Genomic DNA, 24172 nt, shown 5'->3' with positions numbered 1-24172 from the left:
ACGGCCCGTCGTGAGCCTTGCGAGCAAGACTCACCGCGGAATGTCCGCTGGACGCAGTCTTGCGTAGCTCAGCTACGCAAGCAGCAGTCAAAGGTGGCGCGGCACTCATCACGAGCGCAGCGCCGAATGCGCAGTACCTAACGAAGACGGTAAAAAGCATGAATCTTCACGAGTATCAGGGTAAGCAGCTGTTCGCTGAATACGGCCTGCCAGTTTCCACTGGTTACGCAGTAGACACCCCAGAAGCAGCAGCAGAAGCTTGCGACAAAATCGGCGGCAGCGAGTGGGTTGTCAAAGCCCAGGTCCACGCCGGTGGTCGCGGTAAAGCGGGCGGCGTTAAGCTGGTTCGCAGCAAAGAAGACGCCAAAGCCTTCGCACAGCAGTGGCTGGGCAAGCGTCTGGTGACTTACCAGACTGACGCCAATGGCCAGCCAGTCACCAAGATCCTGGTTGAATCGTGCACTGATATCGCTAAAGAGCTGTACCTGGGCGCTGTCGTTGACCGTTCGAGCCGTCGCATCGTGTTCATGGCTTCCACCGAAGGTGGCGTGGACATCGAGAAAATCGCTCACGACACTCCAGAAAAAATTCTGAAAGCCACTATCGATCCACTGGTTGGCGCTCAGCCATTCCAGGGTCGCGAGCTGGCATTCCAGTTGGGTCTGGAAGGCAAGCAGGTTGCTCAGTTCGCCAAGATCTTCGTAGGTCTGGCCAAACTGTTCAAGGATCACGACCTGGCTCTGCTGGAAGTGAACCCGCTGGTGATCAAGGCTGACGGCGATCTGCACTGCCTCGACGCCAAGATCAACATCGACGCCAACGCAATGTACCGTCAGCCTAAGCTGAAAACTTTCCACGATCCGTCGCAAGACGATCCGCGCGAAGCGCACGCTGCCAAGTTCGAACTGAACTACGTAGCGCTGGAAGGCAACATCGGCTGCATGGTCAACGGTGCTGGCCTGGCCATGGGTACCATGGACATCGTCAACCTGCATGGCGGCAAGCCAGCCAACTTCCTCGACGTAGGTGGTGGTGCTACCAAAGAACGCGTAACTGAAGCGTTCAAGATCATCCTGTCCGACACCAACGTCGCTGCAGTACTGGTCAACATCTTCGGCGGCATCGTTCGTTGCGACATGATTGCCGAAGGCATCATCGGCGCTGTGAAAGAAGTCGGCGTGAAAATCCCGGTTGTTGTTCGCCTTGAAGGCAACAACGCTGAGCTGGGCGCTAAAGTACTGGCAGAAAGCGGTTTGAACATCATCGCTGCTACCAGCCTGACCGACGCTGCTCAACAAGTTGTCAAAGCTGCGGAGGGCAAATAATGAGCGTCCTGATCAATAAAGACACCAAAGTTATCTGCCAGGGTATTACCGGTTCGCAAGGTAGTTTCCATACCCAGCAAGCCATCGAATACGGCACCAAGATGGTCGGTGGCGTTACTCCTGGTAAAGGCGGCACCGAGCATCTGGGTCTGCCAGTGTTCAACACCGTGAAAGATGCTGTTGCTCAAACTGGCGCCACCGCCAGCGTGATCTACGTTCCAGCTCCTTTCTGCAAGGACTCGATCCTGGAAGCGGCTTTCGGCGGCATCAAGCTGATCGTCTGCATCACCGAAGGCATTCCTACCCTGGACATGCTGGACGCTAAAGTTAAGTGCGACGAACTGGGCGTAGTCCTGATCGGCCCTAACTGCCCAGGCGTGATCACCCCAGGCGAATGCAAGATCGGCATCATGCCAGGTCACATTCACTTGCCAGGCAAGGTCGGTATCGTTTCGCGTTCCGGCACCCTGACCTACGAAGCTGTGAAGCAGACTACTGACGCCGGCTTCGGTCAGTCGACTTGCGTCGGCATCGGTGGTGACCCGATCCCGGGTTCGAACTTCATCGACATCCTGAAGCTGTTCCAGGAAGACCCGAAGACCGAAGCGATCGTGATGATCGGTGAGATCGGCGGTTCGGCTGAAGAAGAAGCGGCTGCCTACATCAAGGCACACGTGACCAAGCCGGTTGTTTCCTACATCGCTGGTGTGACTGCTCCTCCGGGCAAGCGCATGGGCCATGCTGGCGCAATCATCTCTGGCGGCAAAGGCACTGCAGACGAGAAGTTTGCTGCCCTGGAAGACGCAGGCGTTAAAACCGTGCGTTCGCTGGCAGACATCGGCAAGGCTTTGTCCGAGCTGACCGGTTGGGCTGTCAAGTAAGCTTCCCGCTTAGCTGACGCTTTACCAAACAAAGGCCACCTTCGGGTGGCCTTTGTCGTTTCAGAGCGGTTCCAAGCTTCAAGTTGCTAGCTACAAGACAAAAGCTTGCCGCTTGAAACTTGTAGCCTGGAGCTGCTTTTCATACATAAACGCGACACGGAAACGTCGGGTATCGGATAGTTCGCCCTCTAACAGTGCGTTTGTCAGGCAAATTCGTTAGGCTAGCCGCCATTTTTGCGTCTGCCGCCCACAAGGCATGCACCGCGCGTTACGGGTCAGTCCCATACGGATCGACAGCATTTCCCTAATCCCACAGGGCAATCCCCCTCTAAATTCCGATTCAGTAGTGTGGTATTTCCTTAATGAAAGTTTTGAAAGGTCAGGACATCCTGGCACTCGGTTTTATGACGTTTGCCCTGTTCGTTGGGGCCGGTAACATCATCTTCCCGCCTATCGTCGGTTTGCAGGCCGGACCTCACGTCTGGATGGCGGCGCTGGGCTTTTTGATCACCGCAGTCGGTTTGCCGGTGATCACCGTGGTTGCGCTGGCCAAGGTCGGTGGAGCGATGGATGCCCTGAGCAGCCCGATCGGCAAAATTGCCGGTGGTGTGCTGGCTGCCGCGTGCTACCTGGCGGTCGGCCCGCTGTTCGCTACTCCGCGTACTGCGACCGTGTCGTTCGAAGTGGGCCTGGCGCCGTTGACCGGCGAGAGCCCGTTGGCGCTGTTCCTCTACAGCTCGGTTTATTTCCTGCTGGTGTTCTTCATTTCGCTGTATCCGGGCCGTTTGCTGGATACCGTCGGGCGTTTCCTCGCGCCGTTGAAGATCATCGCGCTGGCCGTGCTGGGCATCGCTGCCTTCGCCTTGCCGGCCGGTGATATCGGTCACGGCACGCCTGAATACGTGGCGGCGCCGTTCTCCCAGGGGTTCATCAATGGTTACCTGACCATGGACACCCTCGGCGCATTGGTGTTCGGTATCGTCATCGTTAACGCGATTCGCTCCCGTGGCGTCGAGTCGCCAGCGCTGATCACCCGTTACGCGATCATCGCCGGGCTGATTGCCGGAGTCGGCCTGGCGCTGGTGTATGTCAGCCTGTTCCGTCTCGGTTCGGGTAGCCATGAAGTGGCTGTCGGTGCCACCAACGGTGCGGCGGTATTGCACGCTTATGTGCAACACACCTTCGGTTCGCTGGGCAGCGGTTTCCTTGCGGTGCTGATCTCGCTGGCGTGTCTGGTGACGGCGGTGGGCCTGACCTGCGCCTGCGCCGAATATTTCAGCCGCGTACTGCCACTGTCCTACAAGACGCTGGTGATCATTCTTGCTGTGTTCTCCCTGTTGGTGTCCAACCTGGGCCTGACGAACCTCATTGCCTTCTCGATTCCGGTGCTGACGGCGATTTACCCACCGTGCATCGTTCTGGTCGCCCTGAGTTTCTGCTCGAGCTTCTGGAACGAGCAGGTGCGCATCGTCGGCCCGGTCATGCTGGTGTCGTTCCTGTTCGGCTGCGTTGACGCGCTCAAAGGCGCCGATCTGGCAGGCTGGATGCCTGGACCGCTTGCAACGCTGCCACTGAGCGAGCAGGGCCTTGCATGGCTGATCCCGTCCGTGATCACGCTGGTGTTCGCCGTGGCGATCGATAACGCCTTGGGCAAACGTCGTAGTGCCATCGCCTGACGTTCACCAGGCCCGTCATAAGCGGGCCGGTGACGCTTAAACAGAAATGCCCCGTATCAATCGATACGGGGCATTTTTTATGGGCATCAGGCAGTGTCTTTTTTCCTAGGCTAACGTCGAAGGGTTGCCGAAGTCCTAATGTGGGAGCGAGCCTGCTCGCGAAAGCGTTGTGTCAGCCGCCATCAATGTTGCGTGATACGCCGCTTTCGCGAGCAGGCTCGCTCCCACAGGTAGCATCCATACTCCACAAGGAACCGCATGTCGTTCATCCAGGCCAATCTGATTCATCTGCTCGCCGCACTCTGGTTTGTCATCTGCTGGGGCGGCTATACCCGCTACGCCGGCTGGAAGGCTCGCGACACCGCGTGTCTGGCCAGCGTGCTGCACCTGTACCGCGAAGACTGGATGCGCCGCATGTTGCTGCGCGACAACCGCATTGCGGACGCCAGCGTGATCGGCAACCTGGAGCGTAACGCCTCGTTCTTCGCATCCAGCACCCTGATTATCCTTGCAGGTATCCTCACCGTGCTGGGCGCTTCCGACCGTGCGGTGTCATTGCTGGCGGATATTCCGATGGTGCAGCAGGCCTCGCAAGGCATGTCGGAGATCAAGTTGCTGTGCCTGGCAATGGTATTTGTCTACGCGTTTTTCACGTTCAGCTGGTGCATGCGCCAGTACAACTTCGCAGCGATTCTGGTGGGCTCGGCGCCGATGATCGGTGAGCGACAAGTCTCGGAGCTGGAGCGCAAAGCCTTCGCTTCGCGAGCGGCGCGGGTGATTTCGATGGCGGCCAACCAGTTCAACTTCGGCCTGCGCTCGTACTACTTCGGCATGAGTATGCTGGCGTGGTTTGTCAGCCCTTGGTTGTTCATGCTGATGAGTGCCGGAGTGGTCGTCGTCCTGTATCGCCGCGAGTTTCATTCCGACGTTCTGGATGTCATGGTCTATACCCCTACAGAGGCGCCCATTCCCGAGGCGAACAAAGAGGTCGTTTCATGAGTATTCCGTTCTGGTGTGTGTTTATCAGTGCCCTGTTGATTTATATCGCGCGCCTGCCGGTGGGCAAGGCCATGAAAGAGCAGGGCGGTTACAACAACCACCTGCCGCGTCAACAGCAGGCACAGCTCACTGGTTACGGTGCGAGAGCACTGGCGGCGCACCAGAACAGCATCGAGGCATTCATATTGTTCGCAGTGGGGGTGCTTATGGCGCATACCACGCAAACGGCGGGATGGCTGATCGATACGTTGGCGATCATTTTTGTAATCGCGCGGATCCTCTACTTGTTGCTCTACCTGGCTGATAAGCCTGCATTGCGCAGCTTGATCTGGCTGGTCGGCCTGGTGTGTTCGTTGTTGCTGATGATTAGTCCGACTTTTAGAACTGTTCTGCTCTAAAAAGTCATTGCCGACAATACGCAGGCAAAAGAAAACCCGCACTTGGCGGGTTTTCTTTTGTCACACCAGAAAGCGGATTATTGCTTTTTGGCGGCTTCTTCTTGTGCAGCGGCGTTCGATTCAGCCTGAGCTTTGGCAGCTTCGGCGTTTTCTTTCGCAGCGTCGTTCACTTTATCCTGAGCTTTGTTCATGTCTTGCTGAGCTTGTTCAGCATGTTGGTTTGCATCTTGAGCTTTGTCCTCGGATTTTTTATCGCAGGCAGCGAGACCGAGGGAAGCGGTCAACATCAAGGCAATAGCTAAAGTCTTACGCATGGGGTGTTTCTCCTTATGGAAAATAACTACTGGCCTTAAGAACTCGGCGCTGAGGGTTAAGTTCCTCATTTGTTTCAGATATATAAGATCTTTTTTCAGTGGAACTTTTGCGGTTTTTCTTACTACTGGCAAAAGGCTCTAACGAGAGTAATTATCATATGGCTGAAAACCCCGTTTTTGAGCGTGCGACGCGATTTCTTTCGGCGTTGCGACACTGCCACGTCCTTGGGTTGCAAGTGCACAGCGCCTCTGCCGATGGGCTCACGGTGATCCTGCCATACAGCACGAAAATCGTCGGTAACCCGCAGACAGGCGTGATACACGGTGGCGCTATCACTTCTTTGATGGACACCGCGTGCGGCATGTCGACCCTGTGCGTACTGCCGGAATTCGAAGTCTGCCCGACCCTTGATCTGCGCATCGACTACATGCACGCCGCAGAACCCAACAAAGACGTTTTCGGCTTCGCCCAGTGCTATCGAGTGACGACCGATGTGATCTTCGCTCGCGGCTTCGCTTATCAGGATGATCCCGAGCAGCCGATTGCCCACGTCGTTGGCACTTTCATGCGCATGGGCAAAAACATCAGGGGCACCAAGGGTTTTGGTGGCGCTATCAGGGGAGAGGGCCAATGAGCGACGACCTCAAGGGTCAGTTGCAGCGGGCCCATGCGCAAGGCGACTACGCACCGCTGCTCAAGTTGATTCCGTACGCCGGGCTGATCGGCATCGAGTGCTCTCGCGTTGGCGATGACTTGCTGTTCAAGCTGCCGGCGAATAAGGACAACATTGGTAACCCTTTATTGCCGGCGATTCATGGCGGGGTGATTGCCGGGTTCATGGAGCTGGCCGCAGCCCTGCATTTATTGATTTTTACCGGGGCGCCGGGTGTGCCGAAGATCATCGATTTTTCCCTCGATTACCTGCGCGCCGGGCAGTTTCGCGACACTTGGGCCAGGTGTCAGGTCTGCCGACAGGGTCGGCGGGTGGCGAACGTTGCGATTACGGCGTGGCAAAGTACCGAAAGCGAACCGATTGCCACGGCTCGGGCGCATTTCAAAATCGATGAGCCCTTGAAATCCTGAACACTGCCCCAAACTCAGATGACAACCCGCCGCAGACCATTCGGGTCGCGGCCAATGCCATCTGATTGGAGTTTGATGACCATGAGTGTGGAAACTCAAAAGGAAACCCTGGGCTTCCAGACCGAGGTGAAGCAGCTGCTGCACCTCATGATCCATTCGCTGTATTCCAACAAGGAAATTTTCCTTCGCGAATTGATCTCGAACGCCTCTGACGCTGTCGACAAGCTGCGCTTCGAAGCCCTGGCCAAGCCTGAGTTGCTCGAAGGTGGCGCAGATCTGAAAATCCGTGTGAGCTTCGACAAGGACGCCAAGACCGTCACCCTCGAAGACAACGGTATCGGCATGAACCGTGACGATGTGATCACCCACCTGGGGACCATCGCCAAGTCGGGCACCGCCGATTTCATGAAAAATCTGTCGGGCGATCAGAAAAAGGATTCGCACCTGATCGGCCAGTTCGGTGTTGGCTTCTACTCGGCCTTCATCGTTGCCGACCAGGTTGACGTGTACAGCCGTCGCGCCGGCACTCCGGCCAGCGAAGGCGTGCACTGGTCGTCCAAAGGCGAGGGCGAGTTCGAAGTCGCCACCATCGAAAAACCTGAGCGCGGCACGCGCATCGTCCTGCACCTGAAAGCTGCAGAAGACGAGTTCGCCGATGGCTGGCGTCTGCGCAACATCATCAAGAAGTACTCCGACCATATCGCTTTGCCGATCGAGCTGCCGAAAGAAGTCACGGCTGCCGAAGGCGAAGAGGCGCCAGCGCTCGAGTGGGAAACCGTCAACCGCGCCAGTGCTCTGTGGACTCGTCCACGCACCGAAGTGAAGGACGAGGAATACCAGGAGTTCTACAAGCACATCGCCCACGATTTCGAGAACCCGCTCGCCTGGAGCCACAACAAGGTTGAAGGCAAACTCGAATACAGCTCGCTGCTGTACGTGCCGGCCCGCGCACCGTTCGATTTGTACCAGCGTGAAGCGCCGAAAGGCCTGAAGCTGTACGTGCAACGCGTGTTCGTGATGGATCAGGCCGAGTCGTTCCTGCCGCTCTACCTGCGCTTCATCAAAGGCGTGGTCGACTCCAACGACCTGTCGCTGAACGTGTCGCGGGAAATTCTGCAGAAAGACCCGATCATCGACTCGATGAAGTCGGCGCTGACCAAGCGTGTGCTCGACATGCTGGAAAAACTGGCGAAGAACGAGCCTGAGCAGTACAAGGGCTTCTGGAAGAACTTCGGTCAGGTCATGAAAGAAGGCCCGGCAGAAGACTTCGCCAACAAGGAAAAAATCGCTGGTCTGCTGCGTTTCGCGTCGACCAATGGCGACGACGGCGAGCAGATCGTCGGTCTGGCTGACTATCTGGCACGCGCCAAGGAAGGTCAGGACAAGATCTACTACCTCACCGGCGAAACCTACGCGCAGGTCAAAAACAGCCCGCACCTGGAAGTCTTCCGCAAGAAAGGCATCGAAGTACTGCTGCTGACCGACCGTATCGACGAGTGGCTGATGAGCTACCTCAGCGACTTCGACGGCAAGTCCTTCGTTGACGTGGCACGCGGTGACCTGGACCTGGGCAATCTGGACTCGGAAGAGGACAAGAAGGCCGCAGAAGAAGTCGCCAAGTCCAAAGAAGGTCTGGTCGAGCGTCTGAAAACCGCGCTGGGCGATTCCGTTGCTGAGGTGCGGGTTTCCCATCGTCTGACCGATTCGCCGGCCATTCTGGCCATCGGCGAGCAGGACCTGGGTCTGCAAATGCGTCAGATCCTCGAGGCCAGCGGTCAGAAGGTGCCGGATTCGAAGCCTATCTTCGAATTCAACCCGAGCCACCCGCTGATCGAGAAACTCGACGGCGAGCAGAGCGAAGAGCGGTTTGGCGATCTGTCGCACATCCTCTTCGATCAGGCAGCCCTGGCTGCCGGCGACAGCTTGAAGGACCCGGCCGCTTATGTGCGCCGCCTGAACAAGCTGCTGGTCGAACTGTCGGTTTGATGAAGTTGTAGAAAAACCCGCTTCGGCGGGTTTTTTCATTCTGGTGTTCAAGCAATCAGGAGTCAGAAATGAGCCAAGTCACAGTACGTTCCGTGATCTATCAGATTGATGGCCAGCCTTATGAAGGTCGGCTTGCATTCGACGCCGAGCACAAAGGCGCCCGCCCGGGTTTGTTGATGGCGCCGAACTGGATGGGCGTCAGCGCTGGCGCTGAAGAAATCGCCAGGTCGGTGGCGGCCAAGGGCTACGTGGTGTTGATCGCTGATGTTTACGGTCAGGCCGTGCGTCCGCAGAACGCTGATCAGGCCGGTGCGGCGATGATGCCGCTCAAGGATGATCGCGCACTGCTGCGCACGCGTATGCAGGCTGCGTTCGAGCAGTTGCAGACCCAGGGCGAAGCGGCAGTCGATACGTCGAAGCTGGCGGTGTTCGGTTTCTGCTTTGGCGGTTGCTGTGCGCTGGATCTGGCGCGCACTGGCGCGCCGGTAAAAGCGGCGGTGTCGTTCCACGGCACGCTGGATTCACCGAATCCTGCGGATGCGCAGAACATCAAAGGTTCGGTGTTGGTGCTTCACGGCGCGTCCGATCCGTTGGTGCCAAAGGAGCAGTTGCCGGCCTTCGAAGACGAGATGAACGCGGCGAAGGTGGATTGGCAATTGCTGAGCTACGGCGGTGCGGTGCACTCGTTTACCGACCCGCACGCCAATGTGCCGGGCAAGATGATGTACGACGCGAAGACGGCCAAACGGGCGTTCAAGTCGATGCATGATTTGCTGGATGAAGTGTTCAGGGGCTGATTCAGTTGTCAGGCACTGACTTGGACGGTGTCTGACAGGGCCTCATCGCTGGCAAGCCAGCTCCCACAGTTATCGAGCCGTTAGCAAAGCCTGTGTTCGACGCGAAAACCTGTGGGAGCTGGCTTGCCAGCGATGGCTGACTCAAGGGCAATACAAATTTCAGGGCAGTTCGATTCGCTCGATTTCCCCCGGCACCGTTGGCCATTCCCCGGCCGCCCATTTGCGTCGAGCCTCATCAATCGCTGCCGGATCGCTCGCAACAAAATTCCAGTTGATCCGCCTCGGTCCATCCAGCGGTGCGCCGCCGAACACCACGGCGTGAACCTCGCTCTCGGCAAACAGACTCATTTCTTTCCCAACCGGCAACACCACCAGCGCGTGGGGTTCGACCGTTTCGCCGTTCAGTTGTGCATCGCCACTCAATACATACAGCGCTCGCTCTTCATGCTCTGAGGGAATCAGCAATGTGGTCGCCGTTTGCATCTTCACTTCGGCATACAACGTAGGAGAAAGCACCGGGACTGGCGATTCCAGACAAAAGCCTGACCCGGCAATCATCCGAATCTGCACGCCGAGGTTATCGCTGACCGGCAAGGTTGCTGCCGGGTGATGACTGTAATGCCCCGGGCCTTGTTCGTGATCCTTGGGCGAGGCCAGCCAGATCTGCAAACCGTGCATCGTGAAACTCTGGTCCCACAGCGGCTCCGGCGTGCGTTCAACATGGGCAATCGCGCTGCCGGCGGTCATCCAGCTGACATCGCCAGCGCTGACTACCTGATCGGAGCCTAGGCTGTCCTTGTGCTGGAGTTGGCCTTCAAACAGATAGGTCAGTGTCGACAGGCCAATGTGCGGATGCTGTCGGATGTTCATGCCTTTGCCCGTCGGATAAACCGTTTCGAGCATGTGATCAAAAAACACGAATGGCCCGACGCTGCGGCATTTGGCTGACGGCAACGGACGAAGAATCGGCTGGCCTTCGACGTCTTCGGCTCGCGGGCGGATGATCAGGGGTTGCGTGTCCATGGTGCATTCCAGGCTGAGCGGGTGATGCCAGAAGCATAACCCGCCGCTGGCATCAGGAGGGTTATTGGCTGTCGAAGCCTAGTGGGGCATGGGTTTCGATGCTGACTTCGCTGGTGGTCATGAGCTTGTGGATCGGGCAGCGGTCGGCGACTCGCAGCAGTTCCTCGCGCTGGGCGTCTGTGAGCACGCCTTTGAGGGTGAGGGTGACGTGCAGGGCGTATTTGCCTTTCTGCTCTTCACTGTTATCGCGTTTGACCTCTACACCCACGCCGGTCAGCGGGATGTCTTTCTTCTTCGCGTACATCTTCAGGGTCAGGGCCTTGCAGGCGCCAAGTGCGGCGTCGAAGTAATCGTGCGGCTCTGGCGCCGTGCCTTCGCCGCCGGCAGAGGCCGGTACGTCGGCAAACAGTTCGTGTTCATCGATCTGGACAGTGTGACGAAAACCTTCAGCGGAGACGGTATTGACGGTAACGGTCATGTGAACCTCACTGGCAGTAGGAAAAGTCGTTCGATCAAAAAGACCTTGCAGTTATAGAGCATTGCCAGCGGCACGCGTTCCACTTTCCTGCGGGATGAACCCTTGGGGGCAGGGCGGGGTCTAGGCTATGCCTACTTGTCGGAGATTAATTGTGTCCCTGTATCGTCTGAGTCTTGCCTGCCTGCTGGTGTTTGCCGGTAACGCCAGCGCCCGCGAATACACCTACAGCGATGCGCACCTGCACTACGTGGATTTTTTCCAGGAAACCGCCGGCATGCCGAAATTGCTGACGGCCATGAAGGAAAACTCCATTGAGCATGTGATGATTTCCGGCATTCCCGTGGCGAAGAAGTGGCATGAGGATGAACCGAAGCGCCCGCGCTATTACGCCGGTGATGATGCCGACGCCTATTGGTACAGCGCCACCGACGTGATCGTCGCTGATGCCGTGCAAAAACTGACGCCTGAGCAGCGGCCGTACTTTCATCCGTTTCTGTCAGGCTTCAACCCTAACGATAAGAACTCCGCGGCGCATATTGAGCGGATGCTCAAACTGTATCCGGGGCTGTGGCAAGGCATTGGCGAAGTCTTCACGCGGCATGACGACCTGACGGCGCTGACGTCCGGTGACACGCCGCGCGCCAACAACGAGGCGATGACCAAGATTTATCATCTGGCGGCAGAAAACGATCTGCCGGTAATGGTGCACTCCAACATCACTTCCAAGCGTGAGAGAAATCCGCTGTACCTGCAGGAAATCGAAGAGCCGCTGCGTAATCACCCGCACACGCGGTTCATCTGGGCGCACGCCGGCACCAGCGCGGAAATCCATCGGCACCAGACACAACTCGACTTTCTCCTGCCGACGCTCACACGCATGCTCGAGGCATATCCGAATCTGTTCATTGATCTGTCGTGGAGCATGCTCACGCCGTATCTGCTGGATGAACACGGCAAGCCACGCCCGGAATGGCTGGCGCTGGTAAAGAAATACCCGGAGCGCTTCATGCTCGGCTCGGATGTCGTAGGGCGATTCAACAAGCTCGGTGAGGAAATGCACAACTTCGTGCCTTTCCTCAATGCGCTTCCGGAAGAAATTGCGCAAAAGGTCGCGCGCGATAACTTCTTGGCGATATTGCCGCGAACAGCGCTCAAGTCCGGCAAAATCGCGCTGAATCGTTAATGCCGAGGGTTAGAAGCATTAAGGCGTTTTGATATCGCGTTTTCGTCTTACGCAAATTTCTTCCGGGCCGATACCTTCTAGAGCAACCCGCTGTAGGTTGATGCAGCGCTTTTGGAAGGAAGCCAAATTAATGAGTATCCGTAGTCTCAATATTGCCCCGCGTGCCGGCCTCGGTTTTGGCCTGTTGGCGTTGATGGTGTGCGCTCTCGGGGCGTTCGCTCTGCTGCAAATGTCGAACATGCGCGCCCAGTCTGACGAGGTCGACAATAACTGGCTGCCGAGCGTGATGGCGGTTGGCGAGATGAGTCAGGACATGTTGCGCCTGCGCGCGCTGACCATGCGCCTGTTGCTCAATCGTGATCCGCAGGCGTTGCAGCAGAATGTGGCCAAGCTAGATGAGCTGCGCGGCGTGCTGAGTGAGGCCCAGCAGCGTTATGACGTGCTGATCGTGCTGCCTGAAGAGCGCCAGTTATTCGATCGCTTCAAGGTGGCCGAGCATCAATATCTGGAGCTTCAGGCGCAAGTCTTGCAGTTGTCTGCGCAGAACCGGGTGGAGGAGGCGGCGCGCATTCTCAATGGCGAGATGAGCCCATTGGCCGATGAAATCGCCGTTGTCCTGCGTCAGTTGGTCGAACTGAACAAACACAATGCCAATCTCGCCACCGAGGGCGCGCGGCTGGTGTTCACTCAGTCGCGGGTTTGGGTCGGGGTCATGATCGGCGTTACCGCGCTGATCACCATCGGCCTGGCGCTGTTGCTGACGCGCAGCATTGTCTTGCCATTGGCGCAGTCCTTGGGCGTGGCGCAAGTAGTGGCCGGCGGCGACCTTACCGGTGACATCAATATTTCCGGCAAGGACGAGCCGGCGCGGCTGCTGCAAGCGCTCAAAAGCATGCAGCACAACCTGCGCGACACGATTCGGCAAATTTCCGAGTCGTCCAGTCAGTTGGCTTCGGCGTCGGAAGAGCTGAGTTGCGTCACGGAAGACGCTACGCGTGGGCTGCACCAGCAGAGTCTGGAAATCGAACAGGCTGCGACAGCGGTAAATCAGATGACTGCGGCAGTGGAGGAGGTGGCCAGCAATGCCGTGGCGACCTCCGAGGCCTCGCGCGAATCCGATCGCATTGCCCAGCATGGTCGCCAGCAGGTGCAGCAGACCGTGTCGTCAATCGAATCCCTCGCCGAGGATGTGACGGCCAATGCGACGCAGATGGAAGATCTGGCGCAGAAGGTTCATGGCATCAGCAAAGTGCTGGATGTGATCCGCTCGATCGCCGAGCAGACCAATCTGCTGGCGTTGAACGCGGCGATCGAAGCCGCACGGGCTGGCGATGCCGGACGCGGTTTTGCAGTGGTCGCGGATGAGGTGCGGGCGCTGGCGCATCGCACTCAGCAGTCGACTCAGGAAATCGAGCAGATGATCGGTGGCATTCAGCAAGGCACGGATTCAGCGGTCGGTTCGATGCAGCAGAGCAATGTGCGGGCGCGTGCGACGCTGGACCTGGCCAAGTCGGCCGGCACTGCGCTGGAGGAAATTGCTTCGGCATTCACCGTGATCAACGAGCGCAATCTGGTGATCGCCAGTGCTTCGGAAGAGCAAGCGGCAGTGGCGCGGGAGGTGGATCGCAATTTGATGAATATCCGTGATCTGGCGATGCAGACGTCGGCGGGTGCGAATCAGACCAGTGCGGCGAGCCAGGAGTTATCGCGATTGGCGGTGGATTTGAACAGCATGGTGGCCAGGTTTTCAGTTTGAGTGTGTGGTGAGCCCGGGGTTGCCCTCGCCCTAACCCTCTCCCAAGGGGAGAGGGGACAGACCGTGGGAGATTGGCGATTTACGCCGACCTGATCTCGATTTGGAGAATCCATAATCGACTCGATCTTTCAGGTCGATGTCAAACCTCAGACACCTCGGTCGGCCCCCTCTCCCTCGGGAGAGGGCTGGGGTGAGGGGCGAGCCTTGCACCATTCTTCAGACCAACATTCAGGCAATAAAAAGCCCCGCAATCGCGGGGCTTTTTCACATCACTTCGGGTCAGCTGCCTTTCACAGCCTTGCCGTTGACCGTACCGTCCTGGAGCATGATGTTGTACTCCTTGCCGTCGGTTTCAACTTGTTGCAGGCGAACCAGCAGGTAATCCCAATCCTTGGCGAACCAGAGGACGGTGATGCGCTTGCTTTGTGTCGGGTCGCGTACGCGCTCGACCTTGATCGCATCGATCTTGCCTGCCTTGGTGTCGACTTTTTCCGAGCCAAGCACGCGGAAGTCATAGGTATCGATCTCGCCGTCATCGACCACTTGGTAGCTCATGGTCTTCTTGCCGGCGGCGACGTCATGTTGCAGTGCCAGCTGATAAGTCGATTTGTCGACCATGCCGCGGTTCAGCGGGATTTTCACCGCATCGCCACGGTCGGTGCCGGTGACCAGTTTGTTGGTCCAGTCGAAGTCCAGATCAGCCTTCTTCGCCTTGCCCAGACCGCCACGTTCGAAGTGGTAGGACTGAGGCAACAACGTGTCCTTGTCCAGGGTCAGGGTGCTGGTCTCGGTGAGGCTGGCGATCATCATCGACGCCTTGAAGCTGAGCGTCCAGACGCCTTTGGCATCCTTTGACAGGCTGCGTTCGGCAGTGCCGCTCATCGGCAGCTGTTTCCAGTCGGCGGTGTAGCTGGCGGAGAACGGTTGAAGGTCTGCCGCCTGCGCAAAAGGCAGGGCGAGCAGTGCGCAAGCAAATAGCAGGGCGCGACGCATAATATCTCCTAGTGTCGAATCAAATGGCCGCTGGCCGCGAGTAACTGGCCGTCCAGTGAAGCACCTTCGCCCCCGAGTGCAAGCCTGCCTTCGGCAAACCAGCGTACCGCCATGGGGTAGATCAAGTGTTCCTGAGCATGCACTCGCTGCGCCAGACTCTGCGGCGTGTCGTGCAACTCTACCGGTATTACTGCCTGTACGACCAGTGGTCCGCCATCGAGTTCCTCGGTGACGAAGTGGACGGAGCAGCCGTGCTCCGTGTCGCCGGCCTCCAGCGCGCGCTGATGAGTGTGTAACCCTTTGTATTTGGGCAGCAGCGAAGGATGGATATTGAGCAGGCGACCCTGATAATGGCGTACGAAGTCAGCGCTGAGAATGCGCATGAAACCGGCCAGTACCACGAGTTTGGGATTGAATTCGTCGATCAGTTCGATCAGGGCAGCATCGAAGGCCTCGCGACCTTCAAAAGCCTTGTGATCCAGCGAGCGGGTGGCGATACCCGCGTCACTGGCGCGTTGCAGGCCGTAAGCGTCGGCGCGGTTGGAAATCACCGCAGCGATGCGGACCGGGCTTTCGCCGGTCCGCGTGCTGTCGATCAGGGCCTGCAAGTTACTGCCGGTGCCGGACAACAGCACCACGACATCACAGGTTGCGGACATTAATGAGCCTTAAGGTTCTTCAGTTCGACCTGAGCAGCGCCTTCGGCAGCGACTGCGATCTGGCCGATGACCCAAGGCTGTTCGCCAGCGTCACGCAGGGTGTTGAGCGCAACTTCAACGTGCTCCTGAGCCACGCAGATGACCATGCCGACGCCGCAGTTCAGAACGCGGTGCATCTCGGTCTCGTCAACGTTGCCTTTCTCTTGCAGCCAGTCGAAGACGGCCGGGCGATTCCAGCTGGCGACGTCGACCACGGCCTGAGCGCCTTTTGGCAGCACGCGCGGAATGTTGTCGAGCAGGCCGCCACCGGTGATGTGGGCCATGGCTTTGACGGCGCCGGTGTCTTTGATCAGCTTGAGCAGCGGCTTCACATAGATACGGGTCGGGGCCATCAGCAGGTCGGTCAGCGGTTTGCCGTCGAGCTGGATGTTTTCGATGTCGGAGCCGGACACTTCGATGATCTTGCGGATCAGCGAGTAGCCGTTGGAGTGCGGGCCGGACGAAGGCAGGGCGATCAGCGCGTCACCGGTGGCGACTTTCGAGCCGTCGATTATTTCGGCTTTTTCCACGACGCCGACGCAGAAGCCGGCCAGGTCATAGTCTTCGCCTTCGTACATGCCAGGCATTTCAGCGGTTTCGCCGCCAACCAGCGAGCAACCGGACAGTTCGCAGCCGGCGCCGATGCCGGTCACAACCTGGGCTGCGGTCTCGACGTTGAGTTTGCCGGTGGCGTAGTAGTCGAGGAAGAACAGCGGCTCGGCACCGCACACCACCAGGTCGTTGACGCACATGGCGACCAGGTCGATACCGATGGTGTCGTGCTTGTTCAGGTTCAGGGCCAGGCGCAGCTTGGTGCCGACGCCGTCAGTGCCGGAAACCAGTACGGGCTGCTTGTAGCCGGCCGGGATTTCGCAGAGGGCGCCGAAACCGCCCAGGCCGCCCATGACTTCCGGACGCGCAGTGCGCTTGGCGACGCTCTTGATGCGTTCGACCAATGCTTCACCGGCGTCGATGTCTACACCGGCGTCCTTGTAGCTCAGGGAGGGTTGCTTGCTCATGATCCAGGCCTTTAGGGGGGATTCAGGGGTAACGACCGAGTTCAGCGGGGCGCCGAAGTCGATGGGGCGATAGCCTCACGCGAGTTTCGAGGTGCCCGGCTGTTGCCGGTCTGCGAAGGCGCGCGATTTTATCAGGCTTGAGGGGCAGCGGCCATCCTCGTACCGACGGGCAGGGCCATATCACCCGAAATTTTTTGCAATTGAGGCGTACGGCTGCCTGTATAAGGTGTGGCAATTAACCGTCTATCGTTATCACTGTGCAAAAACTTACCGCCGCCGTGTGAATGTTTGGTGCTGGCAGACTGTCACAGCCTTGCCAAATCGGTTCACGCGGCCTGTTCCAGCCGCTCCTGTCGACGGGAATTCTCCATGCGTTTTTGTAAATTGTTGTTTGTGGGCTGTTTGTCTGTGGTCAGCCTGGCGAGTCATGCCGAAAACCTCAAAGGCCTTTATCAAGTGCGTGAGCCGGTCCAGGGTCAGGCTCCGGAGGAGCGTGAGCGCGCGACTCAGGCCGCGCTGGATACGTTGGTATTGCGCCTGACCGGTGACCCTAAAGCTGCGCAAAATCCGGGGTTGGCAGCCGTTCGCAAGGATCCGCAGCAGATCATCAGTCAGTTCGGTTTCGATGCCGGGCCGCCGGAGGTGCTGAAAGTCGATTTCGATCCGAGCAGTACCGAGCAGGCACTGCGTCGCGCCGGGTTATCCCTGTGGGGCGCCAGCCGGCCGTCGATACTGAGCTGGTGGCTGAACGACTCGGCCGAAGGTTCGAGTCTGGTGGGTGATGGTCAGGCTGCTGCCGCGCCGTTGCGCACGGCGGCTCAGCATCGTGGTTTGCCGTTGCGTTTGCCGCTGGCTGATCTGAGTGAACAACTGGTCGCCACGGCGCCGGCACTCGAAGGCACGGATGCAGCACCTTTGCGCGATGCGTCGGAGCGCTATAACGCTGACGCCCTGCTGGCTGTGCATGCGCGGGAAGAGAGTGGTCAGTGGCAGGCCAAATGGCATTTGTGGCTAGGTGATCAAAAAGAAGCGGGCAGTGTGCAGGGGCCGGATCAGGCCGCCGTGGCGGATGCAGTGATGCTTGCCGTCGCCCAGCGCCTGGCGCCACGCTTTGCCGCCAAGGCAGGGGCAACCGGGCAGCAGACTCTGGAAGTGCAGGGCATGAATCTGGAACGTTACGCTGCGCTGTTGCGGTTACTCGAACCGTTTGGCGTGCGTCTGCAAAGTGTAGATGGCGATCGTATCGTCTATCGGGTCAATGGCAGTGCCGATCAGATGCGCGCGCAGTTGTCGCTGGCCAGGTTGCAGGAACTGCCAGCCGAAGCTCCGACTCCGGTGGCAGCGCCGCAGCCTGTGGTTGCGGGTGCGGAACCTGTCGCGGATCCGGCACCGGCCCCTGCTGCGCCGTCATTGCGGTTTCGCTGGTAAGTCTTTCCTTATATAGAAGCAGTAGGAGTTGTACATGGCCGATACGCGGCGTTGGTTCTGGCTCGGTGGGATAGTCCTGCTTTGTGTGTTTGTGTGGTTATTGCACTCGATCCTCACGCCGTTTCTGGTGGCGCTGTTGCTGGCGTATCTGTTCGATCCGCTGGTGGATCGGCTGGAGAAGCTCGGTTTGTCGCGCACCTGGGGTGTTATCGCGGTGTTCACGTTGTTCACGCTGATCTTCACCGCGCTGATGCTGGTGTTGGTGCCGATGCTCGCCAAACAGCTGTTGCGCCTGTACGAACTGGTGCCGCAGATGCTCGACTGGCTGCAGCACTCGGCGGTGCCGTGGGCGCAGTCGAAGCTGGGGCTGTCGGACGGCTTCTGGAAATTCGACAAGGTCAAGGCTGCGATCAGTGAGCACATGGGTCAGACCACCGATATTGTCGGTGTGGTGCTGAACCAGGCGACGGCCTCGAGTCTGGCGCTGATTGGCTGGCTGGCCAATCTGGTGCTGATCCCGGTGGTGAGTTTTTACTTGCTGCGCGATTGGGACCTGATGATGGCCAAGATCCGCAGCCTGTTGCCGCGTGATCGTGAGCCAACCATCGTCGCGCTGGCCGGTGAATGCCATGAAGTGCTCGGTGCATTCGTGCGCGGCCAGTTGCTGGTGATGGTAGCGCTGGGGGTGATTTACGCGGCTGGGCTGATGATCGTCGGCCTGGAACTTGGGCTGTTGATCGGGTTGATCGCGGGGTTGGCGGCGATCGTGCCGTATATGGGCTTTGTGATCGGCATCGGTGCGGCGTTGGTTGCCGGGTTGTTCCAGTTCGGTGGTGATCTGTATCCCATGGTTGGGATCGTCGCGGTGTTCATGGTCGGTCAGGCCCTGGAAGGCATGGTGTTGACCCCATTGTTGGTAGGCGACCGGATCGGCCTGCACCCGGTGGCGGTGATCTTCGCGATCCTGGCCGGCGGCGAGCTGTTTGGCTTCACTGGCGTGTTGCTGGCGCTGCCGGTGGCGGCGGTGATTATGGTGCTGGTGCGCCATATGCACGACTTGTACAAGGACTCCGACATTTATAGTGGTGCTGATGAGCCGCAGTTATAGCGCAGATGGGCGACCCGGCGAATGGCCGGGTTGGCCCGTGTCTTGCGGGGAATAGTGGCTCGACTGCGTCAGAGAAACTGTCATAAAACCAGTGCGTTAACGCAAACCTTTGATTTTGCTTGGACTCTGTCGCATTGTGCGCTTAGCTTCACGGGTATAAACTTCGCCAACTTTACACAGAGGCCACTAACGGTTCCTTGAGAACTGTTCAGTCAGCATGAAACCGATTCAGCTGCCCCTAGGTGTGCGTCTGCGTGACGACGCCACCTTCATCAACTACTACCCAGGCGCCAATGCCGCTGCACTCGGCTATGTCGAGCGCTTATGCGAAGCCGACGCCGGCTGGACGGAAAGCCTTATCTATCTGTGGGGCAAGCACGGCGTAGGGCGTACGCATCTGTTGCAGGCTGCTTGCCTGCGTTTCGAGCAGATGGGAGAACCGGCGGTATATCTGCCGCTGGCCGAGTTGATGGATCGCGGCACCGAAATTCTCGACAACCTTGAACAGTACGAACTGGTTTGCCTGGATGACTTGCAGGTGATTGCCGGCAAGGCTGATTGGGAAGAGGCGATGTTTCATCTGTTCAATCGTCTGCGTGACAGCGGTCGGCGCCTGCTGATCGCCGCGTCCACCTCGCCACGCGAGCTGCCGGTCAAACTGGCTGACCTGAAATCACGCCTGACGCTGGCGCTGATTTTCCAGATGCGCCCACTTTCCGATGAAGACAAATTGCGTGCCCTGCAATTGCGCGCATCGCGTCGTGGTCTGCATCTGACCGATGAAGTCGGGCATTTCATCTTGACCCGTGGCACCCGCAGCATGAGCGCGCTGTTTGATCTGCTGGAACAGCTCGATCAGGCTTCTCTGCAGGCTCAGCGCAAGCTGACCATTCCCTTCCTGAAAGAAACGCTGGGCTGGTAGCTGGCCCTTGCAATCTGTGGCTTCCAGGGGGGGGCGTATTTCAGGCGCCAGAAAATCCGCTTTTCTACACGGTGTGCAGAGCGCGTGTCGGTTCAAATGGGCTTAAGCGCTTAGATGTAAACGAGAAACCGAGAAGTCACAAAAAGATCGATTGAATTTGCAAATGAGGTTGATAGCGGGCATAGTCTCGCCTTCTTTACAACTATCAGCCACGGTCGTGCCCATGCTAAAGCGCTTCGCACCCCTCGTGCCTCTCGCACTCGTCACCCTGTTATACGGTTGCGCTGCTCATTCTCCAGTTCAAGAGCAGCCTCAACAGGTTAAGAATTCCGTCACTGCCCAGTCTTCCGTTATTTACCAGGAAGAACTGGACACCGAAAAAGAACTGTCGGATTTCAACGGCAACAAGCCTTACCAGATGCCAGTTCTGGCCGACAGTATCCTCGAACGCGGCATGTCCCTGATCGGTACCCGTTACCGTTTCGGCGGTACCTCTGAAGCCGGTTTCGATTGCAGTGGTTTCATCGGCTACCTGTTCCGCGAAGAAGCTGGCATGAACCTGCCACGCTCGACCCGCGAAATGATCAATGTGGATGCGCCGCTGGTTTCGCGCAAAAACCTTGAGCCGGGCGATCTGCTGTTCTTCGCCACCAATGGTCGTCGCGGCCGTGTCAGTCACGCCGGGATCTACCTGGGTGACAACCAGTTCATTCACTCCAGCAGTCGTCGCAGTGGCGGTGTTCGCATCGACAACCTGGGTGACAGCTACTGGAGCAAGACCTTCATCGAAGCGAAACGCGCTCTGGCTAACGCTCCGACCGTCGTCACCGCTCGCAAGTAATTCCCCGATGTCGCTGCGATCGCAGCGGCAATCAGGCTACCGGCAACGGAGTAGACCTAGACTTTACAAGGTGAAGTTAAAGTCTTACTTGAAGTTTGCCGCGTAGCCGCTAGAATCCTGAATCTATATTGATGGCAAACCGCCTGCGTGCTGACGCAGGCGGTTTTGTTTTCTGCCCCTCCGGCAGAAAAAGCCGCAGCCAGATCAGGATGTTCTGCTTATGACCATGTCGGCCCGCCTCACATTGATCTTTTTCGCAGCGCTGCTCAGCGCCTGCGCCAGCCGTACGCCGCCACCAGCACCCGTGGTTCGCGCTCCGGTGGTATTCGGCCCCTCGCAATCATTCTCGCCCGCTGCTGAAGACGTGCTGTTTCGCGCGCTAGGTCTGGTTGGCACGCCTTATCGCTGGGGCGGCAATACGCCGGACACGGGATTTGATTGCAGTGGGCTGATCGGCTTTGTTTACCGTGATGCGGCGGGTATTTTGCTGCCAAGGACCACGCGCGACCTGATCGTGATGCAGGCGCCGAATGTGGGTAAGGAAGGTTTGCAGACTGGCGATCTGATCTTCTTCGCCACCAATGGCGGTTCGCAGGTCAGTCATGCGGGAATTTATGTCGGGGAAGGGCGCTTCGTACATGCGCCGGCAACCGGCGGCACGGTGAAGCTCGATAGCCTGTCGAAGGCGTATTGGCAGAAGGCTTATCTGAGTGCCAAGCGGGTGTTGCAGCCGGAACATCTGGCGCATAACCCATAACAGGGACAACACCAAACCCAATGTGGGAGCGAGCAGGCTCGCTCCCACAGTTGTTTCAGGGCAGATCTAAAATCACTTGGTGGCCGACACCCGCCACACTTTGTTCCCCACATCATCAGCCACCAGCAAGCCACCTTGCTGGTCGATCACTACGCCCACCGGGCGACCCAGTGCGTTCTCGTCCTTGTCGAGAAAACCGGTCAGTACATCCACCGGCTGGCCTGTTGGTTTGCCCGCCGCGAACGGTACGAAAATCACTTTATAACCACTGTGCGGTTTGCGGTTCCAGGAGCCGTGCTGGCCGATGAATGCGCCTTCCTTGAACTGCGCTGGCAGCTTGTTGCCCTCGGCGAACGTCAGACCCAGCGAAGCTGTGTGCGGGCCAACGGCGTAGTCCGGGGCAATGGCTTTGGCGACCAGGTCGGGGTTCTGTGGCTCGACGCGCACATCGACATGCTGGCCGTAATAGCTGAACGGCCAACCATAGAAGCCACCGTCCTTGACCGAGGTGATGTAGTCCGGGACCAGATCGCTACCGATTTCGTCGCGCTCGTTGACCGCGGTCCACAACGCGCCACTGGTGGGCTCCCACGCGAGACCGTTGGGGTTGCGGATGCCCGATGCGAAGATGCGATGATTGCCGGTTGCACGGTCCACTTCCCAGATCGCTGCGCGGCCTTCCTCTTTATCCAGACCGTTTTCGCCGACGTTACTGTTCGAGCCGACCGTGACATACAGTTTGCTGCCGTCCTTGCTGGCGATGACGTTCTTGGTCCAGTGATGGTTGAGCGTGCCGCCAGGCAGATCGACAACCTTGATCGGCTGCGTCTTGATTTCGGTTGCGCCGGGTTCGTAGTTGAAGCGCAGCAGGCGATTGGTGTCGGCGACGTACAGGTCGTTGCCAACCAGCGTCATGCCGAACGGTGAATTGAGATTCTGCAGGAATACCGTGCGCGTTTCAGCCACGCCGTCGTGGTCGGCATCGCGCAGCAGGGTAATGCGATTGGGGCTTGGTACGCCGGCGCCGGCCTTGCCCATGACTTTTTCCATGACCCAGCCGCGCACGCCTTTGCTGTCATCAGGTTTGGGCGGTGCGTTGGTTTCTGCTACCAGCACATCGCCGTTGGGCAACACGTAGAGCCAGCGCGGATGATCGAGCCCTTCGGCAAACGCAGCGACTTGTGTGCCTGCCGCAGCGGTCGGTTTGCCGCCCGCGGGCCAGCCGACCGCCGGGGCGATATTCACCGTCGGAATCAGGGTCTTGTTGGGTTCGGGCAGTTTCGGTGACGGGCCGGTGCCGTCGATGACCTGCAGGCTGGACGATTCACCACAGGCGGCGAGCCCTCCGGCGAGGGCGATGACGAAAACGAGTTGGGGCTTGCGCATTGCTGATCTTCCCTATGAATGCATTCCTAGTCATAGAGGATCGCACAAGCCCGATGGTTCAACTGCTCAGCCGCGGGCCTCTTTGAACAGCACGGCAATGCCGGGGTGATAATTGCCGGCCTCATTGCGCAATTTGCGATAGGCGTAGGGGAAATACCAGGCGACGGCGCAGGTGTGCTCCTTTTGCAGGTCGTCGACCATGTCCTGCAATTCTTCCGGACTGGCACTGTGCTGGGCTTTTTGCGGGGCGACAAACAGACAGCCGAGCTTGAGGTCGCTGGCGTAGCTGAGGCGTTTGGCGTCGTGGGTGATATCCAGCAAGGGTTGAGTCAGGTTGAGGTTGTTGACGCGTGGCCAGCGTTGCGTGGCCTGGATAAATGCGCGGTCTTCGGCACTCGCCAGAAACAGATCGGCGCGGGCGTTGCGCTCGCCTTCCTCGTTCTGCTTGCGCGTGGCGGTGTCGCGCAATGTCACCAGTTCGGCCATCCATGCGGCCGCGCAGAGCAATCCGAGATTGGCTTTCTCGTCGTGCCAGTAGGGCGTGTCACTGTCGCCGCGCACGGCGTTGTAGCGGTCGATACAGTCAAACCAGCGTTCTAGTACCGGGCGCAGGAATTCCAGGCGCGGATTGCTGATGATCATGCCTTGCATGGTAATCATCCTTATTGTTGTGGTGTGCTTTTGCGGTAAAAGCATGGCTCTTTGATATCATTTGTTTCAGCGTGGCACAAGATTGGCGTCAGATAATTGATCGGCGGCAGTTATTCGCCCGATCCCCCCCTCTTTAATTGACGCTCCACCCCCAACCCTCTAACCTTCGCGGCTTGTTTCAGGTGCTCTGTGACCTGCGTCGACAGAGTGAAACAGGGAAGCCGGTGAGGGTTGTTTTCAAGCGAATAACAACCACGATCCCGGCGCTGCCCCCGCAACGGTAAATGAGTGAAAACTGCGTCTTGTGCCACTGCTTAACAGCGGGAAGGCGCGCAGTCAGGCGAACGCCGCTCATGAGCCCGGAGACCGGCCTGATCCATCCAGCGGCATCACGGTGGGCGATGCCAGGCTTTTTGCCGTCTATTCTTGTGCCTGCCCGCCGTTATCCAGCCTCAACGGAGAGCTCCCC

General features: G+C 58.4%; 24 protein-coding genes, 1 pseudogene and 1 riboswitch. Of the genes and pseudogenes, 17 read left to right on the top strand and 8 right to left on the bottom strand.

Features of this window, described 5'->3' with window-relative positions; translation table 11 throughout:
* Nucleotides 1-158: 158 nt before the first annotated feature.
* From sucC to IEQ42_RS00300, 5 genes are all read left to right on the top strand, one after another.
* Nucleotides 159-1325: an ADP-forming succinate--CoA ligase subunit beta gene (gene sucC, locus IEQ42_RS00320; RefSeq protein ID WP_007919879.1), complete on the top strand. Its 1167-nt coding sequence runs from the start codon at nt 159-161 to the stop codon at nt 1323-1325.
* On the top strand, nt 1325-2206 hold the full coding sequence (gene sucD / locus IEQ42_RS00315) for a succinate--CoA ligase subunit alpha (protein ID WP_042558294.1): 882 nt from the start codon (nt 1325-1327) through the stop codon (nt 2204-2206). The genes sucC and sucD overlap by 1 nt, the downstream gene beginning before the upstream one ends.
* Before the next feature lie 362 nt (nt 2207-2568).
* Nucleotides 2569-3882 carry a branched-chain amino acid transport system II carrier protein gene (gene brnQ, locus IEQ42_RS00310; protein ID WP_210702210.1) on the top strand — a complete coding sequence of 438 codons (1314 nt, stop codon included), beginning with the start codon at nt 2569-2571 and terminating at the stop codon, nt 3880-3882.
* Between the two features lie 258 nt (nt 3883-4140).
* Nucleotides 4141-4881: a DUF599 domain-containing protein gene (locus IEQ42_RS00305; protein ID WP_042558296.1), complete on the top strand. Its 741-nt coding sequence runs from the start codon at nt 4141-4143 to the stop codon at nt 4879-4881.
* On the top strand, nt 4878-5279 hold the full coding sequence (locus tag IEQ42_RS00300) for an MAPEG family protein (protein WP_210702209.1): 402 nt from the start codon (nt 4878-4880) through the stop codon (nt 5277-5279). Before IEQ42_RS00305 ends, IEQ42_RS00300 begins: the two co-directional genes overlap by 4 nt.
* A 77-nt stretch (nt 5280-5356) precedes the next feature.
* Here the strand turns inward: IEQ42_RS00300 and IEQ42_RS00295 are convergent, their stop codons facing one another.
* Nucleotides 5357-5593, bottom strand: a complete 237-nt coding sequence (locus tag IEQ42_RS00295) for a hypothetical protein (protein WP_007959016.1) — start codon at nt 5591-5593, stop codon at nt 5357-5359.
* A 158-nt stretch (nt 5594-5751) separates the two neighbouring features.
* Here IEQ42_RS00295 and IEQ42_RS00290 point away from each other — a divergent pair, with 158 nt between their 5' ends.
* The 4 genes from IEQ42_RS00290 to IEQ42_RS00275 all read left to right on the top strand — a co-directional run bounded on the left by IEQ42_RS00290 (nt 5752) and on the right by IEQ42_RS00275 (nt 9460).
* Nucleotides 5752-6228, top strand: a complete 477-nt coding sequence (locus IEQ42_RS00290; protein WP_210702208.1) for a PaaI family thioesterase — start codon at nt 5752-5754, stop codon at nt 6226-6228.
* Nucleotides 6225-6677, top strand: a complete 453-nt coding sequence (locus IEQ42_RS00285; RefSeq protein WP_210702207.1) for a PaaI family thioesterase — start codon at nt 6225-6227, stop codon at nt 6675-6677. Before IEQ42_RS00290 ends, IEQ42_RS00285 begins: the two co-directional genes overlap by 4 nt.
* An 81-nt stretch (nt 6678-6758) precedes the next feature.
* Nucleotides 6759-8663 carry a molecular chaperone HtpG gene (gene htpG, locus IEQ42_RS00280; protein ID WP_150594201.1) on the top strand — a complete coding sequence of 635 codons (1905 nt, stop codon included), beginning with the start codon at nt 6759-6761 and terminating at the stop codon, nt 8661-8663.
* Between the two features lie 68 nt (nt 8664-8731).
* Complete coding sequence (locus IEQ42_RS00275; RefSeq protein WP_210702206.1) at nt 8732-9460, top strand: dienelactone hydrolase family protein; 729 nt, start codon at nt 8732-8734, stop codon at nt 9458-9460.
* Between the two features lie 159 nt (nt 9461-9619).
* On the opposite strand, the gene IEQ42_RS00270 is transcribed toward IEQ42_RS00275, so the two are convergent.
* Nucleotides 9620-10483: a pirin family protein gene (locus tag IEQ42_RS00270; RefSeq protein ID WP_210702205.1), complete on the bottom strand. Its 864-nt coding sequence runs from the start codon at nt 10481-10483 to the stop codon at nt 9620-9622.
* 61 nt (nt 10484-10544) lie between these two features.
* Nucleotides 10545-10961, bottom strand: a complete 417-nt coding sequence (locus tag IEQ42_RS00265; protein WP_210702204.1) for an OsmC family protein — start codon at nt 10959-10961, stop codon at nt 10545-10547.
* A gap of 127 nt (nt 10962-11088) precedes the next feature.
* Here IEQ42_RS00265 and IEQ42_RS00260 point away from each other — a divergent pair, with 127 nt between their 5' ends.
* The 3 genes and pseudogenes from IEQ42_RS00260 to IEQ42_RS27580 all read left to right on the top strand — a co-directional run bounded on the left by IEQ42_RS00260 (nt 11089) and on the right by IEQ42_RS27580 (nt 13900).
* Entirely contained in the window at nt 11089-12144 is a 1056-nt protein-coding gene (locus IEQ42_RS00260; protein ID WP_215729511.1) for an amidohydrolase family protein, read from the top strand.
* Between the two features lie 100 nt (nt 12145-12244).
* Nucleotides 12245-13045 (top strand): annotated as a pseudogene (locus tag IEQ42_RS27585) (MCP four helix bundle domain-containing protein); the annotation flags it as partial.
* The gene (locus tag IEQ42_RS27580) at nt 13037-13900 is read left to right on the top strand and encodes a methyl-accepting chemotaxis protein (RefSeq protein WP_390896403.1); all 864 of its coding nucleotides are present in this window, start codon (nt 13037-13039) and stop codon (nt 13898-13900) included. The pseudogene IEQ42_RS27585 and the gene IEQ42_RS27580, both read left to right, overlap by 9 nt.
* A 279-nt stretch (nt 13901-14179) precedes the next feature.
* Here the strand turns inward: IEQ42_RS27580 and IEQ42_RS00250 are convergent, their stop codons facing one another.
* Genes IEQ42_RS00250 through purM form a run of 3 tightly spaced genes read right to left on the bottom strand, consistent with a single transcriptional unit; the run spans nt 14180 to nt 16610 of the window.
* Nucleotides 14180-14893, bottom strand: a complete 714-nt coding sequence (locus IEQ42_RS00250) for a DUF3108 domain-containing protein (protein ID WP_042558305.1) — start codon at nt 14891-14893, stop codon at nt 14180-14182.
* An 8-nt stretch (nt 14894-14901) separates the two neighbouring features.
* Entirely contained in the window at nt 14902-15552 is a 651-nt protein-coding gene (purN, locus tag IEQ42_RS00245; protein ID WP_210702202.1) for a phosphoribosylglycinamide formyltransferase, read from the bottom strand.
* Entirely contained in the window at nt 15552-16610 is a 1059-nt protein-coding gene (purM, locus tag IEQ42_RS00240) for a phosphoribosylformylglycinamidine cyclo-ligase (protein WP_042558307.1), read from the bottom strand. The genes purN and purM overlap by 1 nt, the downstream gene beginning before the upstream one ends.
* A gap of 369 nt (nt 16611-16979) precedes the next feature.
* On the opposite strand from purM, the gene IEQ42_RS00235 reads away from it, so the two are divergent.
* The 5 genes from IEQ42_RS00235 (at nt 16980) to IEQ42_RS00215 (ending at nt 21666) form a co-directional block, all read left to right on the top strand.
* The gene (locus IEQ42_RS00235) at nt 16980-18038 is read left to right on the top strand and encodes a DUF2066 domain-containing protein (RefSeq protein WP_210702201.1); all 1059 of its coding nucleotides are present in this window, start codon (nt 16980-16982) and stop codon (nt 18036-18038) included.
* Nucleotides 18039-18072: 34 nt separating this feature from the next.
* Entirely contained in the window at nt 18073-19146 is a 1074-nt protein-coding gene (locus IEQ42_RS00230) for an AI-2E family transporter (RefSeq protein WP_210702200.1), read from the top strand.
* 217 nt (nt 19147-19363) lie between these two features.
* Nucleotides 19364-20068 (top strand): DnaA regulatory inactivator Hda, encoded by a 705-nt coding sequence (gene hda / locus IEQ42_RS00225; RefSeq protein WP_042558310.1) that lies wholly within the window; start codon nt 19364-19366, stop codon nt 20066-20068.
* Nucleotides 20069-20291: 223 nt separating this feature from the next.
* Nucleotides 20292-20909, top strand: coding sequence for a C40 family peptidase (locus tag IEQ42_RS00220; protein WP_210702199.1), 618 nt, complete (start codon nt 20292-20294; stop codon nt 20907-20909).
* A 220-nt stretch (nt 20910-21129) separates the two neighbouring features.
* On the top strand, nt 21130-21666 hold the full coding sequence (locus IEQ42_RS00215) for a C40 family peptidase (RefSeq protein WP_210702198.1): 537 nt from the start codon (nt 21130-21132) through the stop codon (nt 21664-21666).
* A gap of 72 nt (nt 21667-21738) precedes the next feature.
* Here the strand turns inward: IEQ42_RS00215 and IEQ42_RS00210 are convergent, their stop codons facing one another.
* Together IEQ42_RS00210 and IEQ42_RS00205 are read right to left on the bottom strand one after the other, a co-directional pair.
* A complete protein-coding gene (locus IEQ42_RS00210) occupies nt 21739-23052 on the bottom strand; it encodes a PQQ-dependent sugar dehydrogenase (protein WP_210702197.1) in 1314 nt (437 codons plus the stop codon).
* Nucleotides 23053-23118: 66 nt separating this feature from the next.
* Nucleotides 23119-23703 (bottom strand): hypothetical protein, encoded by a 585-nt coding sequence (locus tag IEQ42_RS00205; RefSeq protein WP_210702196.1) that lies wholly within the window; start codon nt 23701-23703, stop codon nt 23119-23121.
* A gap of 163 nt (nt 23704-23866) precedes the next feature.
* A riboswitch (cobalamin riboswitch) is annotated at nt 23867-24092 on the top strand.
* The last annotated feature ends 80 nt before the right edge of the window (nt 24093-24172 follow it).

Source organism: Pseudomonas iridis (genome assembly GCF_017980685.1).
Lineage (GTDB): Bacteria > Pseudomonadota > Gammaproteobacteria > Pseudomonadales > Pseudomonadaceae > Aquipseudomonas > Aquipseudomonas iridis.
The sequence above is the reverse complement of the archived record's forward strand: the minus strand, read 5'-3'. Positions and strand labels throughout refer to the sequence as shown.

What these genes read in the sequence shown, in the direction of transcription:
- sucC (WP_007919879.1), top strand. Translation starts at nt 159, where the DNA reads ATGAATCTTCACGAGTATCAGGGTAAGCAGCTGTTCGCTGAATACGGC.
- IEQ42_RS00215 (WP_210702198.1), top strand. Translation starts at nt 21,130, where the DNA reads ATGACCATGTCGGCCCGCCTCACATTGATCTTTTTCGCAGCGCTGCTC.
- IEQ42_RS00205 (WP_210702196.1), bottom strand. Translation starts at nt 23,703, where the DNA reads ATGCAAGGCATGATCATCAGCAATCCGCGCCTGGAATTCCTGCGCCCG.
- IEQ42_RS00210 (WP_210702197.1), bottom strand. Translation starts at nt 23,052, where the DNA reads ATGCGCAAGCCCCAACTCGTTTTCGTCATCGCCCTCGCCGGAGGGCTC.
- IEQ42_RS00235 (WP_210702201.1), top strand. Translation starts at nt 16,980, where the DNA reads ATGCGTTTTTGTAAATTGTTGTTTGTGGGCTGTTTGTCTGTGGTCAGC.
- hda (WP_042558310.1), top strand. Translation starts at nt 19,364, where the DNA reads ATGAAACCGATTCAGCTGCCCCTAGGTGTGCGTCTGCGTGACGACGCC.
- brnQ (WP_210702210.1), top strand. Translation starts at nt 2,569, where the DNA reads ATGAAAGTTTTGAAAGGTCAGGACATCCTGGCACTCGGTTTTATGACG.
- sucD (WP_042558294.1), top strand. Translation starts at nt 1,325, where the DNA reads ATGAGCGTCCTGATCAATAAAGACACCAAAGTTATCTGCCAGGGTATT.
- IEQ42_RS27580 (WP_390896403.1), top strand. Translation starts at nt 13,037, where the DNA reads ATGCAGCACAACCTGCGCGACACGATTCGGCAAATTTCCGAGTCGTCC.
- IEQ42_RS00265 (WP_210702204.1), bottom strand. Translation starts at nt 10,961, where the DNA reads ATGACCGTTACCGTCAATACCGTCTCCGCTGAAGGTTTTCGTCACACT.
- IEQ42_RS00300 (WP_210702209.1), top strand. Translation starts at nt 4,878, where the DNA reads ATGAGTATTCCGTTCTGGTGTGTGTTTATCAGTGCCCTGTTGATTTAT.
- IEQ42_RS00260 (WP_215729511.1), top strand. Translation starts at nt 11,089, where the DNA reads ATGCCTACTTGTCGGAGATTAATTGTGTCCCTGTATCGTCTGAGTCTT.
- IEQ42_RS00220 (WP_210702199.1), top strand. Translation starts at nt 20,292, where the DNA reads ATGCTAAAGCGCTTCGCACCCCTCGTGCCTCTCGCACTCGTCACCCTG.
- IEQ42_RS00250 (WP_042558305.1), bottom strand. Translation starts at nt 14,893, where the DNA reads ATGCGTCGCGCCCTGCTATTTGCTTGCGCACTGCTCGCCCTGCCTTTT.
- IEQ42_RS00230 (WP_210702200.1), top strand. Translation starts at nt 18,073, where the DNA reads ATGGCCGATACGCGGCGTTGGTTCTGGCTCGGTGGGATAGTCCTGCTT.
- purM (WP_042558307.1), bottom strand. Translation starts at nt 16,610, where the DNA reads ATGAGCAAGCAACCCTCCCTGAGCTACAAGGACGCCGGTGTAGACATC.
- IEQ42_RS00305 (WP_042558296.1), top strand. Translation starts at nt 4,141, where the DNA reads ATGTCGTTCATCCAGGCCAATCTGATTCATCTGCTCGCCGCACTCTGG.
- purN (WP_210702202.1), bottom strand. Translation starts at nt 15,552, where the DNA reads ATGTCCGCAACCTGTGATGTCGTGGTGCTGTTGTCCGGCACCGGCAGT.
- IEQ42_RS00290 (WP_210702208.1), top strand. Translation starts at nt 5,752, where the DNA reads ATGGCTGAAAACCCCGTTTTTGAGCGTGCGACGCGATTTCTTTCGGCG.
- IEQ42_RS00285 (WP_210702207.1), top strand. Translation starts at nt 6,225, where the DNA reads ATGAGCGACGACCTCAAGGGTCAGTTGCAGCGGGCCCATGCGCAAGGC.
- htpG (WP_150594201.1), top strand. Translation starts at nt 6,759, where the DNA reads ATGAGTGTGGAAACTCAAAAGGAAACCCTGGGCTTCCAGACCGAGGTG.
- IEQ42_RS00270 (WP_210702205.1), bottom strand. Translation starts at nt 10,483, where the DNA reads ATGGACACGCAACCCCTGATCATCCGCCCGCGAGCCGAAGACGTCGAA.
- IEQ42_RS00275 (WP_210702206.1), top strand. Translation starts at nt 8,732, where the DNA reads ATGAGCCAAGTCACAGTACGTTCCGTGATCTATCAGATTGATGGCCAG.
- IEQ42_RS00295 (WP_007959016.1), bottom strand. Translation starts at nt 5,593, where the DNA reads ATGCGTAAGACTTTAGCTATTGCCTTGATGTTGACCGCTTCCCTCGGT.